The sequence below is a fragment of the Microbacterium xerophyticum genome, assembly GCF_053543555.1.
In genome coordinates, this window is the sequence record NZ_JBLVOB010000007.1 from 903,102 (window position 1) to 919,197 (window position 16,096).

The following is a 16,096-nucleotide window of genomic DNA, read 5'->3' on the forward strand; positions in this document are numbered from 1 at the left end:
CGGCCGGCATCGCGGCCGCCCACGCAGTCTCAGTTCGCGGCCAGCACGTCCGAGCCGTTGAGCGCGCTGATGACCTGCGCCTGGTCCCCGCGCGCTTCGCCGTAGCGCAGGAACTTCACGCGTTCGACCTGCACCTCGGTGACCTCCGGCTGCGTTTCGAGGATCGACATCGTCTCGTCGATGTAGTCGTCCAGGGGCATCGCAGTCGGGTCGTCACGATGACCGGGGATGATGTCGCTCTGCACCGACGGCGGCACGAGCTCGACGACCCGCACGTTCGAGCCGGAGAACTGCAGCCGCAGCGACTCGCTGAGCATGTGGATGGCAGCCTTGGTCGCGTTGTACGTGGGGGTGACACGCAGCGGAGCGAACGCCAATCCCGACGAGACCGTCATGATCGTGGCATCCGGCTGCGCGAGCAGGTGCTCGACGAACGCCGAGATGAGCCGGATCGGTCCGAGCAGGTTGGTCGTCACGATGGCCTCGGCGTCCGCGAGGAAGCTGCCGGGCGTGGTCCAGTCCTCCGCGCGCATGATGCCCGCCATCGGCACGATCACGTTGAGTTCGGGGTGCTTCGCGATGACCTCGCTCGCGGCGGCGGCGATGGATGCGGCATCCGTCGTGTCGATCCGTACGGTGTCGATGCCGGGGTGCTGCGCGGCGATCTCCTCGAGAAGGCCGGTGCGCCGCCCACCGACGATCACCTGGTTGCCCGCGTCGTGGAGGCGGAGTGCGAGAGCGAGGCCGATGCCGCTGGTCGCGCCGGGGATGAAGATGGTGTTTCCGTTGATTCGCATGGTTCGAGTGTCGATCGGTCACGCGGAGCACGGCAGAGAGCGGTTGTCGGGGGATCGGCGATCCCTGGATACCGCGGCGGCACACGCGCATGATGGAGTCATGGATCGTGAAGCCCTCGCCGTGTTCCTCCGCCGACGCCGGGAGCAGCTGCAGCCCGGCGACGTCGGATTGTCGACGGGAGTGCGCCGGCGTGCGCCGGGACTGCGTCGCGAAGAGGTCGCGCAGCTGGCGCTCATGTCGACCGATTACTACACGCGGCTCGAGCAGCAGCGCGGACCCCAGGCGAGCACGCAGATGCTCAGTTCGCTCGCGCGGGCGCTGCGCCTCACCTCGGACGAACGCGACTACCTCTACCGCGCCGCCGGTCACGCCGTGCCCGACCGGATCACACCGTCCGACCATGTCGCGCCCGCGCTGCAGCGGGTGTTCGACCGTCTGACCGACACGCCCGCCCTGATCATCTCGACGCTCGGCGAGACGCTGGTGCAGAACGCCTTGGCCGCCGCACTGCTCGGTGACAACGTCGGGGCGGCCGGGTTCGAACGCTACGAGCCGTACCGCTGGTTCATGCAGCCGGAGCAGGCGCGAGCGCACTATCCCGAAGACGACCACGCCCGCAACAGTCGTGCACAGGTCGCGGGGCTGCGCGCAGCATACGGCGCCATGGGAGCGGATTCGCAGGCCGGGATGCTGGTGGCCGAGCTGTCGCGTCGCAGCGAGGAGTTCGTCGAGCTGTGGGAGCGGCAGGAGGTCGCGCAGCGCTTCGCGGATCACAAGACGCTGATCCATCCGGAGATCGGACCGATCGAGGTGGATTGCCAGGTGCTCTTCACCGAGGACCGCGGTCAGGCGCTGCTCGTGCTGACCGCGGCACCCCGCAGCGAGGACGAGGAGAAGATCCGGCTGCTCGGCGTGCTCGGGGCGCAGCGGTTCGGGGCCGAAGAGCGGGTTCGGAAGGGCTGAGGGTGCAGTGCCGGTTTACTCCCGGCTACACATGTCAGCTCGAATCACAGTTGTCGGCCTGAAACAGTAGTTTTCGACTGACGTCTGTGATCCTGACTGACATGTGTGCGCCCACCGCAGGCCCGCACTGCCGCGGGTCAGCCGGCGTCGGCCTTGCGGGCTCCCGCCTCCAGCACGTCGCCGGCCGGGCGCTCCTTGTGCCCGCCGAACTGCAGGCGCATCGCCGAGAGCACCTGGTTGGCGAACTGGTCCTCGTCACGCGAGGAGAAGCGCTCGAACAGCGACGCCGCGAGCACCGGGACGGGAACGCCCACATCGACCGCGGCCTTGACCGTCCATCGGCCCTCGCCGGAATCCGAGACCCGCCCGGCCAGCCCGTCGAGCGTGGGGTTCTCATGCAGCGCGGCCGCGGTGAGGTCGAGCAGCCACGAGGAGATCACGGAGCCTCGTCGCCACAGCTCGGTCACCTTGTCGGTGTCGATCGGGAACTGGTAGAACTCCGGCTCCTCCAGTGGCGCGATCTCTGCCGAGTGCTCGGCTTCGCGCACACCGGCATCCGCGTTCTCGAGCAGGTTGAGGCCCTCGGCGATCGACGCCATGATGCCGTACTCGATGCCGTTGTGCACCATCTTGACGAAGTGCCCCGCACCGGACGGGCCGCAGTGCAGGTAACCCTGCTCCTCGGGGGTGAGGTCGCCGGAGCGCCCAGGGGTGCGCTCGATCTCACCGGCGCCCGGAGCGATCGTGCGCAGCACGGGTTCGATGTGTTCGAACGCCCTCTCGCTGCCGCCGACCATGAGGCAGTAGCCGCGCTCGAGTCCGAACACGCCGCCGCTCGTGCCGATGTCGACGTACTCGATGCCGCTCTCGCGCAGTTTCGCCGCCCGGCGGACGTCATCGCGGTAGTTCGAGTTGCCACCGTCGATGAGGATGTCGCCCTTCTCCAGGACGGCCGCCACTTCTTCGGCCACCTGTCCGGTGAGCGAGGCGGGCACCATCATCCAGACGACGCGGGTCGGGGTCAGCTTCGCGGCGAGGTCGGCCATGCTGTCGGCGCCGGTCGCTCCTTCCGCGACGAGTGCGGCGACGGCATCCGCGTTCACGTCGTAGACGACGCAGTCGTGCCCGTCGCGCATCAATCGCCGGACGATGTTCGCGCCCATCCTGCCGAGTCCGATCATGGCCAGCTGCATATCCCGCTCCTGCCGTTCCGCTCGGCCCGCGGTGAGCCGAGTCGTGGTCATCCTGACACGGCCCGCGGCGCGATGCCAGCATCCGGCGTCACCTCAGCGGAACTCATCGATCCTAGGCGGGTGCGCGGCATCCACCGCAGTAGGCTGAACGCATCATGCAAGAGTTCTGGCAGTGGGCGGGCAGCTTCTGGTGGCTCATCTTCCCGATCATGGGAATGGCCGGCGGGGCGGCGAAGGCGTGGGAGCAGGGCGCGAAGCGCCGGCACGAACGACGCCTCGAGACGCTGCGGCTGAAGGGCGAGCTCAAGGCCGCCGAACTCGCCGCCCGCGGCGGCCGGGTCGCACCCTCGAAGAAGCCGCGGGAGATCGCGTCCGACGCCAGGGTGTCGTCGAACCAGCTGCTGGAGCGGCTGTTCCAGGAGCACGACGAGATCACCGCGCGGTGGCTGGACTACGAGCTCGACGTCGCGAAGCTCATCGCCTTCCCGGCCATGAGCGACGGCCGACAGCCGCTGACCGCCGCATTCCTGCGGGCGAAGAAGACGGCTGATGCGCTGCGTCCGGTGTCCGCGGACACCGAGGTCAGCGAGCAGCGGGTATCGGAGTATCTGGATGCCGTCGGCAACTACGCCGTCGCGTTCGAGATCGCCGAGAAGGATGCCAGGCGCCTGCGCGATTCGTCGTTCACCGATGCCGAGCGCAAACGCCTCGATCGCGCCCAGAAACTGCTGAAGGTCGCCGTCGACGAGTCAGCCACCCAGGCCGAGCGCAACGTCGCCTACAAGCGCGTGCGCGAAGAGCTCGAGGGGCTGATCCTGCTCTCGGACGAGGCCGTCACAGTGCTCGAGAATCAGGTGGCCAGGGAGATCACGACCGGCCCGGTGCCGCAGCCGGAACCGGTCGCAGAGCCTGCCCCCGAACCGGAGCCGATGCGTCAGCCGAAGCGCGACGCCTCGTAGAAGCACTTGCGCCGGGCCCCCTCCTGCCGCCGGGGCCCCCTCGTATGTACGCACCCGAGAGGGGGCGCCGACGGAGAAAGGGGGCGTCGACGTCGCTGGCGCGCGACTCACGGCAGTTCGGCAGGCCCCACGATCTCCCGCCGCCGATCCCGCACCCACACGACCCCGTCGCGCCGCCGCTGCTCCCTGGTCGCGAAGCGGTAGCGATACGACACCGCCCTCACCCACCGCGGCTTCCGCCCCGCGAACGGGTCGGTGCGCAGCAGCGCCAGCGTCGCAGCATCCGCCTGCAGCAGTCGTGCCAGCAGCATCGTGAACCAGTCATCCAGTGAGCGCCCGAGCGGCAGGAACCACATCAGCCAGTCGAGGCGCAGATGGTACGGCGCGAACTGCCGCGGCACGCGGCGCACGTCACCCGGCTTGCCCTTGAACTCGTACTCGCGCCAGGTCGCGGCATCCGGGTCGTCGTCGAGCGTGCCCTCGATGACGATCTCCATCCGCTCCTTCGTCACGGTGCCGAACGCGCCGTAGGCGTTCGCGAGCTCCCAGCGGTTGAAGCTCGCGTTCATCCGCTGGCGGCGGGCGAACAGGTTGCGCAGGGCCGGCCAACTGACGACGAGGTACAGGATGCCGATGGCCGACGTCATCACGACCCAGTACAGCGGAATCGGCTCCTGTCCGGTGCCGCCTGACGGGAGACCGATCGCCGAGAAGGCCAGCACGATGGTCGCCCAGTTGAGCCACGCGAAGTTGCCGGTGATCACGAGCCACAACTGCGTGACGATGACGATCGCGCCCGCGACGGCCCCGACGATCGCCGGCACAGGGCTCTCGATCCACAGCCCCAGGATCGGTGCGAACAGGAAGAACGGCACCACCAGCTGCGCGAAGTGGTTGCCCACCACCTCGGCCTTGTGGAACCACCGCGGCAGCAGATGGGCTTGACGGCTGAGCGGCCCCGGCATCGGCTGCGTCTCGTGGTGGTACGTCAGCGCGGTGAGGTCGCGCCATTCCGTCCCGCCGCGGATCTTGATCATGCCCGCACCGAACTCCAGCCGGAACACGAGCCACCACAGCAGCACGATCACGACGGTCGGCGGCGGCTGATCCCGCGAGCCGAGGAACGCGGCGAGGAACCCCGCCTCCAGCAGCAGCATCTCCCACCCGAAGCCGTAGAACGTCTGCCCGATGCTCGTGATCGACATGTATCCGAACCAGAGCGCGAGAAAGCACAGCATCGGCACCCACGGCGGCGCGAGCTGCGGAACGCCGACCACGAGCAGCACCGCGACGACGATGCCGGCCCAGCACAGCGCCGCCAGTCGCCGGTCGGTGTACCGGATGCGGTGGAAGAGCGTCGGGCGCAGCATCCGCCTTCTCGCCTTCGACGAGGCAGTCCATTCCAGCAGTGCCGGCGCAGGCAGCAGCCCGCGCTCTCCGAGCAGCGGACGGAACTGGTTCACCGTCGACACGAACGCGACGAGGTACAGCGCCGCGATGCCCCGCTGGAGCACCTCGCGCGCGAAACCGAAGTCGACAGCCGCGAAACCGTCCATCTCATCAGGTTACGCGCGATCGGGCTCCGACGCCCCCTGTTACCGCCGACGCCCCGTCGTAACCGCGCAGGCAACAGGGGGCGTCGGCGCGAGCAGGGGGCCTCGGCGCAGCTGGGCATGTTCCGACCTCTCACGTGGTTGCACCCACCATGCGCATCGATCTCCGCGGCAAGACCGCACTCGTCACCGGCTCCACCCAGGGCATCGGAAGGGCCATCGCCGCGACGCTCGCCGACGCCGGCGCACGCGTCGCCATCAACGGCCGCAGCGCCGACACCGTGGCATCCGTGATCGCGGAGCTGCAGGCGGAGTCGGGCGAGCGCGAGTTCATCGCGGCGCCGGGCGACCTCACGAACCAGGCAGGGGCGGATGCCGTGCTCGCCGCGACCGGCGACATCGACGTGCTCGTCAACAACCTCGGGATCTTCGGGACGGCGGATGCGCTGGAGATCTCCGACGAGGAATGGCGCCGCTACTTCGACGTGAACGTGCTCGCCGCCGTGCGGCTGATCCGCGCGACGCTGCCGGGCATGAAGACGCGCGGGTGGGGGCGCATCCTCAACATCGCCAGCGACTCAGCGGTCGTCATCCCGGCCGAGATGATCCACTACGGCATGTCGAAGACGGCGCTCCTCGCCGTCTCGCGCGGCTTCGCGAAGGATGCCGCCGGCACGGGCGTCACCGTGAACTCGGTGCTCGCCGGCCCGACGCACACCGGCGGCGTGGAGACCTTCGTCTACGAGCTCGTCGACTCGGCCCTGCCGTGGGAAGAGGCGCAGCGCGAGTTCATGCGCCTGCACCGGCCGCAGTCGCTGCTGCAGCGCCTGATCGAGCCCGAGGAGATCGCCAACATGGTGGCCTACCTCGCCTCCCCGCTGGCGTCGGCGACGACGGGAGCCGCGGTGCGCGTCGACGGCGGGTACATCGACTCGATCGTTCCGTGATCCCGCCGCACGCGTGCACAAGAAGGGCGCCGCGGCCGAAGCCGCGACGCCCTTGTGCGCTCAGTGAGCGAAGGTGATCACTCGGTGACGACCCAGTCGAACTGGTTGCCGTTCTCCTCGAGCCACTTGTCGACGGCGTCGGCCTCCTGGCCCTCGCCGAACTCGTTGACGACGAGGTCCTCGAGCGAGCCGTACTGGTCGTCGTCGAGCTTGATCTGCTCGATAAGCTCAGCGGCCTCGGGGAACTCCTCGGCGAAGCCCTTGTGCGCCATGAAGTTCAGCGTCTCCGCCTCACCCATCGCACCCAGCGGGTCCTCCAGCTCCTTGACGTCGTACTTGCTGTTGGCCCAGAAGGGCTTCCAGAGCGTGACGACGAGGTCCTCCTCGTTGTCGATGGCCTCACCGAGAACGGTGAGCATGCCCGAGGTCGACGACGTCTCGAGGGTGTACTCCCCGTCGAGGCCGTACTCCGGCATCATCGAGTCCTGCGTGACGCCGGTGAGGCCGGCGCCCGGCTCGATGCCGATGATCTTGCCGTCGAAGCGAGCGGCCTGACCCTTGAGGTCCTCGATCGACGTGATGTCCATGTAGCTGGGCACCGCGATCGTGAGCTTGGCGTTCTCGTAGTACGCGCCGAGGTCTTCGAGGTCGTCGCCGTACGTCTTCATGTACTCGGCGTGCGTGACCTCTGGCCATGCCGACGGGAACAGGTCGACGTCGCCCTGGGCGAGACCGGTGTAGAGCGGGCCCGCCTCGGTCAGCGTCTCGAGCTCGACCGTGTAGCCGAGCTTCTCGAGCTGGTCCTGGACCAGGTAGGCCATGCTGAGGCCGTCGGTCCACGAGGGGATGAAGCCGAGGGTGATGGTGCCCTTGTCTCCGCCTTCGCTGTCACCGCCGCCGTTTCCGCCTGCGGTGTCGTTGCCCGTCGCGCAACCGGCGAGGGCGAGGGATGCCACGGCCCCCAGGGCCACGGCGGCTGTGATGTGCCGGAACTTCTTCATGGTGCTTCCTTCCGTATGTTCTGCTGCGTTTCGTATGGGACAGGGATGGGTCTATACGGCTCCGCCGCCGATGGGTGTGCGGTGCGGTGACGCCACTGCACGCGCGGCCTCAGCCGCGGCATCCGCCTTGCTCGCCTGCTGCGAAGCGCGGCGGCGATTCACCATGCCCAGCAGCGACGACGGGAACTCGCCGGGGGTGCCGAGCGCGGCGGTGACGCGGTCGAGGAACACGGCGAGCAGCACGACGGCGAGTCCCGCCTCCGCGCCCTTGCCGATGTTGACGGTCGCGATCGCCTCGACGACCAGCTTTCCGAGGCCGTCGGCCCCGGCCATGCCGGCGATGACCGCCATCGACAGCGAGAGCATGATGACCTGGTTGACACCGGCCATGATGGTCGGCATCGCGAGCGGGAGCTGGATGCCGCGCAGGATCTGCCCCGGCGTCGCACCGAACGCGTGTCCGGCCTCGACGGTCTCGGAGTCGACGCCGCGGATGCCGAGTTCGGTCATGCGCACGCCGGGAGGCAGGGCGAAGATCACGGTGGCGACGAGTCCTGGCACGACGCCGATGCTGAAGAACACGATGGCAGGGATCAGGTAGACCATGGCCGGCATCGTCTGCATGAAGTCGAGAATCGGCTTCAGCACCGCACGCACGGTGGCGTTGCGCGCCGACCAGATGCCCAGCGGAATGGCGATGACCACCGCGACCAGCGCCGCGACGATCACCAGCGACAGCGTCTGCATCGCTCCTACCCACAGCCCCATGCTGAGGATCAGTGCGAAGGAGACGGCCGTGCCCAGTGCCATCCACAGCGAACGGACCGCCCAGGCGATCAGCGCGGCGATGATGATGAGCACGACGATCGGCGTGCCGAGCAGCACTTCGGTCAGGCCGTTGACGAGGAACTTGACGATGAACGAGATGAAGTCGAGCAGGCCCTCGAGGTTGTCCTTGACCCATGCGACAGCGCCGGCGACCCACTCGCCGATCGGGATGCGGAAACCGTCCATCAGCGCACCTCCTCTTCCGTCGCGACGTCCGGGGCGACGGCATCGGCCGCCTCTCCGAGCACCACGGTCGACGAAGGAGCGACGGCATCCGCCGCCTCACCCAGCACCGCGGCGATCTCGGCGTGCGAGACCGGAGGAAGCGGAAGGGTGATCTCCTCGGTGGAGTTCGGGCCAGGGCCGAGGGCCGCGAGCAGCGTGACGCGCGGGATGACGCCGGTCAGGCGCCCTTCCGCATCGACGACCGCGAGCGGCAGCTGCGACTCGACGGCGGGGACGAAGAGGTTCATCAGCACCTCGTCCTCGGAGACGCTCTGCGGCACCGGCTTCAGGATCGAGGTCAGCTGCGTCTCGCCCTTGCGCACGAGCTTGACGGCGTCGCGGTCGGTGACCATGCCGAGCAGCTTGCGGTCACGCCCGGTGACGTAAGCGGCCGACATGTAGGCATCACGCATCTGGCGCAGTGCCGTGCGCGGGCCGGCATTGTCGGCGACGACGGGACGAGGACGCTCCATGACGTTGGATGCCGTGAGCACGCGTGCCCGGTCGACGTCCTGCACGAACTGCTCGACGTAGTCGTTGGCGGGGTCGGTGAGGATGTCCTCCGGCGTGCCGATCTGCACGATGCGGCCGTCGCGCATGACCGCGATGCGGTCGCCGAGGAACATGGCCTCGTTCAGGTCGTGCGTGATGAAGACGATGGTCTTCTGCAGCTTCTGCTGCAGTTCGAGCAACTGTTCCTGCATCTCGCGGCGGATGAGCGGGTCGAGGGCGCTGAACGCCTCGTCCATGAGCAGGATGTCGGTGTCTGCGGCGAGCGCACGGGCGATGCCGACGCGCTGCTGCATGCCGCCGGAGAGCTCGGAGGGGAGCTTGTCGCCCCAGCCGTCGAGGCCGACCATGGTGAGCACCTCATCGGCCTTGGCCATGCGCTCGGTCTTGCCGACGCCCTTGAGTTCGAGCGGGTAGGCGACGTTCGCGGCGACGGTGCGGTGCGGCAGCAGTGCGAAGTGCTGGAACACCATCGACACGTTCTCGCGGCGGATCTCGCGCAGGCGCGATGCCGGCACGCCGGCGATCTCGTCGCCGCCCACGACAACCGAGCCGTCGGTGATGTCGTGCAGGCCGTTGAGCATGCGGATGATGGTGGACTTGCCCGATCCGGACAGGCCCATGATGACGAAGATCTCGCCACGGTTGACGGTGAAGCTGGCGTCGATGACGGCGGCGGTCCCGGCATCCAGCGTGTCGGTGCGGGACTCGCCCGCCTTCAGACGGCGGACGGCCTGGCTCGGATTCCTTCCGAACACCTTGAAGAGATGGCGCGCTTCGAGAGCGGTTTCGGTCACGTTTCCCCCGGTGGCTTCCGATTCTTCGGGTCTCGGGAGCCGACTTCGGTTGCGCCCGGGTGATGATCACGGGGCCGCTTCGACAGTTCTGCACTGCGGCACAGGCGACGGATTTCGGATCCGCGCAAAGAGCATCGACCGTACGTCCACGCCTCTTCGCAGCACAGCTCATCGAATGAAGGACGTGACCGCGGACTGGTCTATAAGCCGAAAGGCCTACATTTCAACGTAACAAAAGGGCCGGTCAGGGGCAAATCTCGACCTGCTCGAGCGGGCTTCTTTTTATTGCCTGAACGGGGATTCTGTCGAATGTCGACAATCTGAGTGTTGGCGTGTCAGCCGCGGATGCTGCGCGTCACAGTGAACTTCGACGTGCGATGCAGCTGCTCGGTCCGGCCGATCATCCTCGTCAGTTCGGGACGGTACGCGAGGCTCGAATTGAACACCGTGAGCAGTTCGCCGCCCGGGCGCAGCAGACGGGCGGATGCTTCGAACAGCCGGGTCGCCGCACCGGTGTGCACGCTCGCCCCGAGATGGAACGGCGGGTTCAAAAGGACGAGGTCGGCGCTGCCGTCCGGAAGGTCGGAGCCGGCGTCGTCGTGCGTGACGGCGACCCTGTCGGCGAGGCCGTTCGCGAGCATCGTCGCGCGCGCGGATGCCACGGCTGCAGCCGAACGGTCGGTCGCGGTGACACGGGCCTCTGGGTGGTGCAGTGCGTAGTACGCGGCGAGTGCGCCAGTGCCGCAGCCGAGGTCGATGACGTCACGGATCTCATCCGGCATAACTCCGGAGGAATTCTGGAGTTCGGCGGAATCAGCAGCGGTTCGGTCCGCCGAGGGGCCGATGCTCCGGAGTTGTGCGGAGGGTCCTCCCCCGCCGGACAGCACCTCGAGCAGCACACGCGTTCCGATGTCGATGCGGTTCGCGGCGAACGCGCCGCCGTGCGCTGCGAGGGTCAGGGCGAACTCCGGATGCTCCGCCCGCTGCGGGTACGGCGGCTCACCCGGCACCTCACGGGGTCCGCTCGCCACGATCAGCCGGGACTTCCGCTCGGCATGCTGCGGCTGCACCTCCGCGAAGCTGTGCGCGAGCACCTCGTTCTGCGCGAGCGTCATGTGCTTCACTCGCCCTCCGGCGATGAGCACCGCGTCGGGCGCGGCCCAGCGGGCCACGGCATCCGCGATCTCCTCCAGCTCGGCGAGCGCCTTCGGCAGTTGCAGCAGCACGAGCCGTGCGCCGACCAGCAGCGATGCATCGAGCTCGTGCGACGCGAATCCTCCGAGGCCGAATTCTTCGGCGTTGCGCGCGAGCGCCCGCCGACCGGTGGCCAGATCCTGATGCACGCGGACACCCGTGCGCCCGGCATCCGTCAGCGCGAGCGTGATCGCGCCGTACTCGTCACCGATCACGACGATCTCGCCACCGTGCAGGTCCCTGGCGAGCGCGCGCCGGACGAGTAGCTCGTCGGTGGCATCCCAAGCCTGGAGGTTCGGCGCCTCCACATCGGGGAAACGGCGAAGCCTGTCGAAGGCGAACTCTGGCACCCGCCCACTGTACGCGGGCCGCCCGCTCCGGAATCGTTCTTCGCGGGGCCTGGACAACTCCTGAACATGCGTTTAGCATGCTGTACATGCGTTCAGTCTCGGACGATCTCACCGCTCGCGCCCGCATCCGCGATGCGGCGATCGCCGCGTTCGGCCGGAACGGCTTCGACTCCGTAAGCCTGCGCACGATCGCCGGAGACGCCGGCGTCAGCGCGGCATTGATCGTGCATCACTTCGGAGACAAGGCCGCATTGCGAGCGGTCTGCGACGACTACGTCGTCAGCATCTTCACCGACGAGAACCATGAGCTCATCGACGCACCGACAGCTGACCGCATCCGCGCCGCGCTGCACGACATCGACCGCTACGGGCCGTTCATCGACTACCTCGCACGCATGCTCGTCGACGGCTCTCCGGCCGCGGACCGGCTGTTCGACACGATCCTCGAGGGCACGCGATACGTGCTCGACGATCAGCGCGCCGCCGGCCTGCTCGAGCCGGCGAGCGATCCGGAGATGACGGCGCTCCTGGTCGCCCTGATGGGACTCGCCCCGGTCGTGATGCGCACCCAGATCACGCGCGCGCTCGGACAGGATCAGCTGAGCCCGGCAGGCCTGAGGCGCACGACCGTTCCGATGATGGAGCTGCTGACCCACGGCATGTACGCGACCGATGCTTTTCTCGACGGCGCCCGGGCGGCCATGAGCGCCGACCCCGCCGACGACGCATCCCGCACCGAATCCCGCACCGAGGAGGAGTGATGACCGACGCCATCGAAGTGAACGCCCTGCACAAGCGGTACGGGCACAACGTCGCGCTGCACGAGCTCGATCTGCGCGTGCAGCCCGGTACCGTCTTCGGATTGATCGGCCCGAACGGCGCCGGCAAGACCACCACCCTGCGCACGCTGGTCGACGTCATCCGCCCCTCATCCGGCACGGTGCGCGTGCTCGGCGAAGAGCCGCGTCACGGCGGAGCCGCGCTGCGCAGGCGGATCGGCTACGTGCCTGGCGAGCTGCATCTGGAGGGCCGTGCGAGCGGGCACCGGTTGCTCACGTTCTACGCCGAGGTGTCCGGTTCGAACGGCACCTCGACCTCGGTGCTGCGCACGGCACGCGACCTCGCCGATCGTCTCGGCGTCGACCTCGATCGACCGGTGCGCACGCTGTCGAAGGGCAACAAGCAGAAGGTCGGGCTCATCCAGGCGTTCATGCACCGCCCGGAGCTGCTCATCCTCGACGAACCGACCAGCGGACTCGACCCCCTCGTGCAGCGCGAATTCCTCTCGATGGTGCGCGAAGCCCGCGACGCCGGTCAGACCGTGCTGCTGAGCTCGCACGTTTTGAGCGAGATCCAGCAGACCGCCGACGAGGTGGCCGTGCTCAGCGCCGGTCGCATCGTCGCCGAGGGAGACGTCGCCTCGCTCCGCCTCGGATCCGTGCGCCGCGTGCGCGGGCGCATCGGCGGGACGGATGCCACGGCCGCGCGCGCGGCGTTCGAGCAGATCGCCGGGGTCGAAGCGCTGGATGTCGTCGATCAAGGGGAGGGCGTGCAGCTCTCGACCACGATCGAGGGTGCGATCGATCCGTTCGTGAAGGCACTCGCGCGATACGAGGTGCAGGATCTCACGGTCGAGGAGCCCGACCTCGAGGAATCCGTGCTGAGGCTGTACGGCGATCGCGGACGAGCCGAGCCCACCCCGACGACGAGACGCTCCAACCGCGGACGGAGGCACTGACATGCGCAGCATCCTCCCGGTCTTCCGGCGGAGCCTCCGTGAATCGTGGCGCAGCCTGCTCGGCTGGAGCATCGGCATCGCCGCCGTGCTGTTCCTGTATCTGCCGCTGTACCCCAGCATCGGCGCCAGCGACCAGATGCAGCAGCTCATCGATTCGATGCCGGAGCAACTGGTCGACACGCTCGGATACGACCAGATCGCCAGCGGCGCCGGCTACACCGAGGCCACGTTCTACGGGCTGATGGGGTTCCTCCTCATGACGATCGCCGCGGTGCTGTGGGGTTCGTCGCTCGCGGCCGCGGAGGAGAGCGGCCGCGCCGAGCTCGACCTCGCACACGGCATCGGGCGCGGTCAGTACGCACTCGAGACGGCCGTCTCGGTGCTCGTGCGCCTGGCGTGGCTCGGCGCCTTCGCCGGGCTCGTGATCTGGGGGCTCAACGGCCCGGCCGAGCTCGAGTTGGACCCGGTGCGCATCGTCGGCGCGAGCGCCGCGCTCGTCGGTCTCGCCTTCCTCACAGCCGGTGCCGCACTGCTCGCGGGCGCGGCGACCGGACGCCGCATCTGGGCGACGGGAGTGGGCGCGGGCATCGCCGTGCTCGGGTACATCCTGCAGGCGCTCGCGAAGCAGTCGGACGATCTCGAGTGGTTGAACGCGCTGTCGCCGTACGCCTGGGTGTTCCGGCAGTCGCCGCTCGCCGAGGGCGTCGACGTCGGCGGCCTCGCACTCACCTGGGCGATCGGACTGGTTCTCGCCGCAGCATCCGCTCTCGCGCTGCGCGCCCGCGACCTGCGCGGCTGAGCCCCGCGACTCGACTGAACGGGCGCTGTGCGCCCATCACGCTCGCCCACCCGATTCCGCCGCACAACTCCGGAGCTTCTGCGCTGAAGCGCCATCCCACGATCGGCAACATACGGAATCTCAAAGATCCTCCGGAGTTATGCCGAGGACGCCGCGTGCTGCGGGCGGGGTTGACGCACTCTGGGTTATATGGTTAGTTAGTCGAGTAAGTAACCGATTGACCACCTGGAGGCATCAGTGATCGAAGAAGGCAAGGCGCTCTTCCTCCAGATCGCCGAGCAGATCGAGGACTCGATCCTCGACGGCTCGCTCGAGGAGGAGTCCAAGGCTCCGTCGACGAACGAGCTCGCCGCCTTCTACCGCATCAACCCCGCCACCGCCGCGAAGGGAGTCGCCATGCTCACCGAAAAGGGCGTGCTGTACAAGCGCCGCGGAATCGGAATGTTCGTGCAGTCCGGAGCGCGCGAGCTTCTGCTCGGCGAGCGGCGCTCCGCGTTCGCCGACCGCTACATCGATCCCCTCCTCGCCGAAGCCCGCACGCTGGGCCTCGGCGCCGACGACCTCGCCGCACTGCTGCGCGAACGCGCTGCAGCCGCGGCATCCGCATCCACCACCGAAGGGAACCCCGCATGACCGCCGTCATCGAGGTGAAGAACCTCTCCAAGCACTACAAGGACAAGCGCGCGCTCGACAACGTGTCGCTGTCGCTCGAGGGCGATGCCATCTACGGCCTGCTCGGCCGCAACGGTGCAGGCAAGACGACCCTCATGTCCATCCTCACCGCGCAGAACTTCGCCACGTCGGGCGACGTGAAGGTGTTCGGCGAGCACCCGTACGAGAACGCCAGGGTGCTGAGCCGGATCTGCTTCGTGCGCGAGAGCCAGAAGTATCCGGATGACGCGACCCCTCGCCACGCGTTCAAAGCGGCATCTTTGTTCTTCTCGAACTGGGATCAGCAGTTCGCCGAGCAGCTGATCAAGGAGTTCCAGCTGCCGATGAAGCAGACGATCAAGAAGCTGTCCCGCGGGCAGCTCTCGGCCGTCGGCGTGATCATCGGTCTCGCCTCGCGCGCCGACATCACGTTCTTCGACGAGCCCTACCTCGGTCTCGACGCGGTCGCCAGGCAGATCTTCTACGACCGCCTGCTCGAGGACTACTCCGAGCACCCCCGTACGATCATCCTGTCGTCGCACCTGATCGACGAGGTCTCCAGCCTCATCGAACGCGTCATCGTGATCGATGACGGCAAGATCCTGCTGGACGACGAGACGGATGCTGTGCGCGACCGCGCCGTGACCGTCGTCGGCGATTCGGCAGAGGTCGATGCATGGGCCGCATCACGCGAAGTGCTGCACCGCGACCAGCTCGGTCGCGTGGCGTCCGTCACCGTGCTCGGCGCACTCTCGCCCGAGGAACGTGCGGAGGTCACGGCATCCGGCCTCGATCTCGCACCCGTATCCCTGCAGCAGCTCATCGTCCGTCTCACGCAGAAGGCCGGCGCAGAAAACCAGGAGGTCCGCTGATGTCCCGCACGCTCAATGTCATCCGTCTGCAGCTCATCAACAAGCAGACCTTCATCTGGGTGCCGCTGATCGTCCTCGCCGGCTCCGTGCTCCTGTCGGTGCTGATCTACGCGATGATCCCGGTCGACGAACCCAAGTACGGCGGCGGCGGCCAGGCCCCGCTGTGGGTGTTCTTCGCTGTGGGCATGACGGCGATGACCCTGACCTTCCCGTTCTCGCAGGCGATGAGCATCACACGGCGAGAGTTCTTCGTCGGCACCCTGATCACCGCGGTCCTGGGCAGCGCCTTCATGGGCGTGCTGTTCCTGATCGGCGGCGCGATCGAGCTGCTCACCGACGGCTACGGAGTGAACGGCTACGTCTTCCACCTTCCGTGGCTGTGGGAGGCCGGCCCGCTCGGAGCATTCATCGTCTACTTCACGCTCGCCCTGTTCTTCTTCGTGGTCGGCTTCACGGGTGCCACGATCTACAAGAGCTGGGGGCCGGTGGTGATCACCGTCGCCGGAGTCGCGGTCGGTCTCGTGCTGCTCGGGATCATCTACCTCATCACACGGCTCGAGCTGTGGGAGCAGGTGTGGCTCGGCATCCTCGATCTCGGAGCCCTCGGCCTGGCGCTGTGGGGCCTGGTCGCGGTCACGGTGCTCGCGGGGATCTCGTTCCTGGCGTTCCGTCGGGCGAAGCCGTAGGCACCTCGCGTCAGAGCGTCACGAGGCGCGGG

Annotated in this window: 16 protein-coding genes; 9 read left to right on the forward strand and 7 right to left on the reverse strand. The window is 68.0% G+C overall.

Annotation, left to right across the window (positions count from 1 at the left end; genetic code table 11):
- Positions 1 to 29 precede the first annotated feature (29 nt).
- Positions 30 to 797: an SDR family oxidoreductase gene (locus ACNPNP_RS15910; RefSeq protein ID WP_448966999.1), complete on the reverse strand. Its 768-nt coding sequence runs from the start codon at positions 795 to 797 to the stop codon at positions 30 to 32.
- 100 nt (positions 798 to 897) lie between these two features.
- On the opposite strand from ACNPNP_RS15910, the gene ACNPNP_RS15915 reads away from it, so the two are divergent.
- On the forward strand, positions 898 to 1,761 hold the full coding sequence (locus ACNPNP_RS15915; protein ID WP_448967000.1) for a helix-turn-helix transcriptional regulator: 864 nt from the start codon (positions 898 to 900) through the stop codon (positions 1,759 to 1,761).
- 137 nt (positions 1,762 to 1,898) lie between these two features.
- Here the strand turns inward: ACNPNP_RS15915 and gnd are convergent, their stop codons facing one another.
- Complete coding sequence (gnd, locus tag ACNPNP_RS15920) at positions 1,899 to 2,954, reverse strand: phosphogluconate dehydrogenase (NAD(+)-dependent, decarboxylating) (protein WP_448967001.1); 1,056 nt, start codon at positions 2,952 to 2,954, stop codon at positions 1,899 to 1,901.
- A gap of 155 nt (positions 2,955 to 3,109) precedes the next feature.
- Between gnd and ACNPNP_RS15925 the strand changes: the two genes are divergently transcribed.
- Complete coding sequence (locus tag ACNPNP_RS15925; RefSeq protein ID WP_448967002.1) at positions 3,110 to 3,913, forward strand: hypothetical protein; 804 nt, start codon at positions 3,110 to 3,112, stop codon at positions 3,911 to 3,913.
- A gap of 107 nt (positions 3,914 to 4,020) precedes the next feature.
- Here ACNPNP_RS15925 and ACNPNP_RS15930 read toward each other — a convergent pair whose 3' ends face one another.
- Entirely contained in the window at positions 4,021 to 5,469 is a 1,449-nt protein-coding gene (locus ACNPNP_RS15930) for a lipase maturation factor family protein (protein ID WP_448967003.1), read from the reverse strand.
- 149 nt (positions 5,470 to 5,618) lie between these two features.
- Between ACNPNP_RS15930 and ACNPNP_RS15935 the strand changes: the two genes are divergently transcribed.
- A complete protein-coding gene (locus ACNPNP_RS15935) occupies positions 5,619 to 6,413 on the forward strand; it encodes an SDR family NAD(P)-dependent oxidoreductase (RefSeq protein WP_448967004.1) in 795 nt (264 codons plus the stop codon).
- A 77-nt stretch (positions 6,414 to 6,490) separates the two neighbouring features.
- Here the strand turns inward: ACNPNP_RS15935 and ACNPNP_RS15940 are convergent, their stop codons facing one another.
- From ACNPNP_RS15940 to ACNPNP_RS15955, 4 genes are all read right to left on the reverse strand, one after another.
- A complete protein-coding gene (locus ACNPNP_RS15940; RefSeq protein WP_448967005.1) occupies positions 6,491 to 7,414 on the reverse strand; it encodes a glycine betaine ABC transporter substrate-binding protein in 924 nt (307 codons plus the stop codon).
- Between the two features lie 51 nt (positions 7,415 to 7,465).
- Positions 7,466 to 8,428, reverse strand: coding sequence for an ABC transporter permease (locus tag ACNPNP_RS15945; RefSeq protein ID WP_448967006.1), 963 nt, complete (start codon positions 8,426 to 8,428; stop codon positions 7,466 to 7,468).
- Positions 8,428 to 9,774, reverse strand: coding sequence for a quaternary amine ABC transporter ATP-binding protein (locus tag ACNPNP_RS15950; protein ID WP_448967007.1), 1,347 nt, complete (start codon positions 9,772 to 9,774; stop codon positions 8,428 to 8,430). Before ACNPNP_RS15950 ends, ACNPNP_RS15945 begins: the two co-directional genes overlap by 1 nt.
- Positions 9,775 to 10,109: 335 nt before the next feature.
- On the reverse strand, positions 10,110 to 11,318 hold the full coding sequence (locus ACNPNP_RS15955) for a class I SAM-dependent methyltransferase (protein ID WP_448967008.1): 1,209 nt from the start codon (positions 11,316 to 11,318) through the stop codon (positions 10,110 to 10,112).
- An 86-nt stretch (positions 11,319 to 11,404) separates the two neighbouring features.
- Here ACNPNP_RS15955 and ACNPNP_RS15960 point away from each other — a divergent pair, with 86 nt between their 5' ends.
- The 6 genes from ACNPNP_RS15960 (at position 11,405) to ACNPNP_RS15985 (ending at position 16,064) form a co-directional block, all read left to right on the forward strand.
- The gene (locus tag ACNPNP_RS15960) at positions 11,405 to 12,079 is read left to right on the forward strand and encodes a TetR/AcrR family transcriptional regulator (RefSeq protein WP_448967009.1); all 675 of its coding nucleotides are present in this window, start codon (positions 11,405 to 11,407) and stop codon (positions 12,077 to 12,079) included.
- Positions 12,079 to 13,056, forward strand: a complete 978-nt coding sequence (locus tag ACNPNP_RS15965) for an ABC transporter ATP-binding protein (RefSeq protein WP_448967010.1) — start codon at positions 12,079 to 12,081, stop codon at positions 13,054 to 13,056. The genes ACNPNP_RS15960 and ACNPNP_RS15965 overlap by 1 nt, the downstream gene beginning before the upstream one ends.
- 1 nt (position 13,057) lies before the next feature.
- Positions 13,058 to 13,855 carry an ABC transporter permease subunit gene (locus ACNPNP_RS15970; RefSeq protein ID WP_448967011.1) on the forward strand — a complete coding sequence of 266 codons (798 nt, stop codon included), beginning with the start codon at positions 13,058 to 13,060 and terminating at the stop codon, positions 13,853 to 13,855.
- A 237-nt stretch (positions 13,856 to 14,092) separates the two neighbouring features.
- A complete protein-coding gene (locus ACNPNP_RS15975; protein ID WP_448967012.1) occupies positions 14,093 to 14,488 on the forward strand; it encodes a GntR family transcriptional regulator in 396 nt (131 codons plus the stop codon).
- On the forward strand, positions 14,485 to 15,378 hold the full coding sequence (locus ACNPNP_RS15980; RefSeq protein ID WP_448967013.1) for an ABC transporter ATP-binding protein: 894 nt from the start codon (positions 14,485 to 14,487) through the stop codon (positions 15,376 to 15,378). Before ACNPNP_RS15975 ends, ACNPNP_RS15980 begins: the two co-directional genes overlap by 4 nt.
- Positions 15,378 to 16,064 carry a hypothetical protein gene (locus ACNPNP_RS15985; RefSeq protein ID WP_448967014.1) on the forward strand — a complete coding sequence of 229 codons (687 nt, stop codon included), beginning with the start codon at positions 15,378 to 15,380 and terminating at the stop codon, positions 16,062 to 16,064. The genes ACNPNP_RS15980 and ACNPNP_RS15985 overlap by 1 nt, the downstream gene beginning before the upstream one ends.
- Positions 16,065 to 16,096: the final 32 nt, after the last annotated feature.

Bases quoted from the DNA above. Each gene is read 5' to 3' on its own strand.
- gnd (WP_448967001.1), bottom strand. From the start codon at position 2,954: ATGCAGCTGGCCATGATCGGACTCGGCAGGATGGGCGCGAACATCGTC.
- ACNPNP_RS15935 (WP_448967004.1), top strand. From the start codon at position 5,619: ATGCGCATCGATCTCCGCGGCAAGACCGCACTCGTCACCGGCTCCACC.
- ACNPNP_RS15965 (WP_448967010.1), top strand. From the start codon at position 12,079: ATGACCGACGCCATCGAAGTGAACGCCCTGCACAAGCGGTACGGGCAC.
- ACNPNP_RS15970 (WP_448967011.1), top strand. From the start codon at position 13,058: ATGCGCAGCATCCTCCCGGTCTTCCGGCGGAGCCTCCGTGAATCGTGG.
- ACNPNP_RS15980 (WP_448967013.1), top strand. From the start codon at position 14,485: ATGACCGCCGTCATCGAGGTGAAGAACCTCTCCAAGCACTACAAGGAC.
- ACNPNP_RS15985 (WP_448967014.1), top strand. From the start codon at position 15,378: ATGTCCCGCACGCTCAATGTCATCCGTCTGCAGCTCATCAACAAGCAG.
- ACNPNP_RS15930 (WP_448967003.1), bottom strand. From the start codon at position 5,469: ATGGACGGTTTCGCGGCTGTCGACTTCGGTTTCGCGCGCGAGGTGCTC.
- ACNPNP_RS15945 (WP_448967006.1), bottom strand. From the start codon at position 8,428: ATGGACGGTTTCCGCATCCCGATCGGCGAGTGGGTCGCCGGCGCTGTC.
- ACNPNP_RS15925 (WP_448967002.1), top strand. From the start codon at position 3,110: ATGCAAGAGTTCTGGCAGTGGGCGGGCAGCTTCTGGTGGCTCATCTTC.
- ACNPNP_RS15960 (WP_448967009.1), top strand. From the start codon at position 11,405: ATGCGTTCAGTCTCGGACGATCTCACCGCTCGCGCCCGCATCCGCGAT.
- ACNPNP_RS15940 (WP_448967005.1), bottom strand. From the start codon at position 7,414: ATGAAGAAGTTCCGGCACATCACAGCCGCCGTGGCCCTGGGGGCCGTG.
- ACNPNP_RS15910 (WP_448966999.1), bottom strand. From the start codon at position 797: ATGCGAATCAACGGAAACACCATCTTCATCCCCGGCGCGACCAGCGGC.
- ACNPNP_RS15915 (WP_448967000.1), top strand. From the start codon at position 898: ATGGATCGTGAAGCCCTCGCCGTGTTCCTCCGCCGACGCCGGGAGCAG.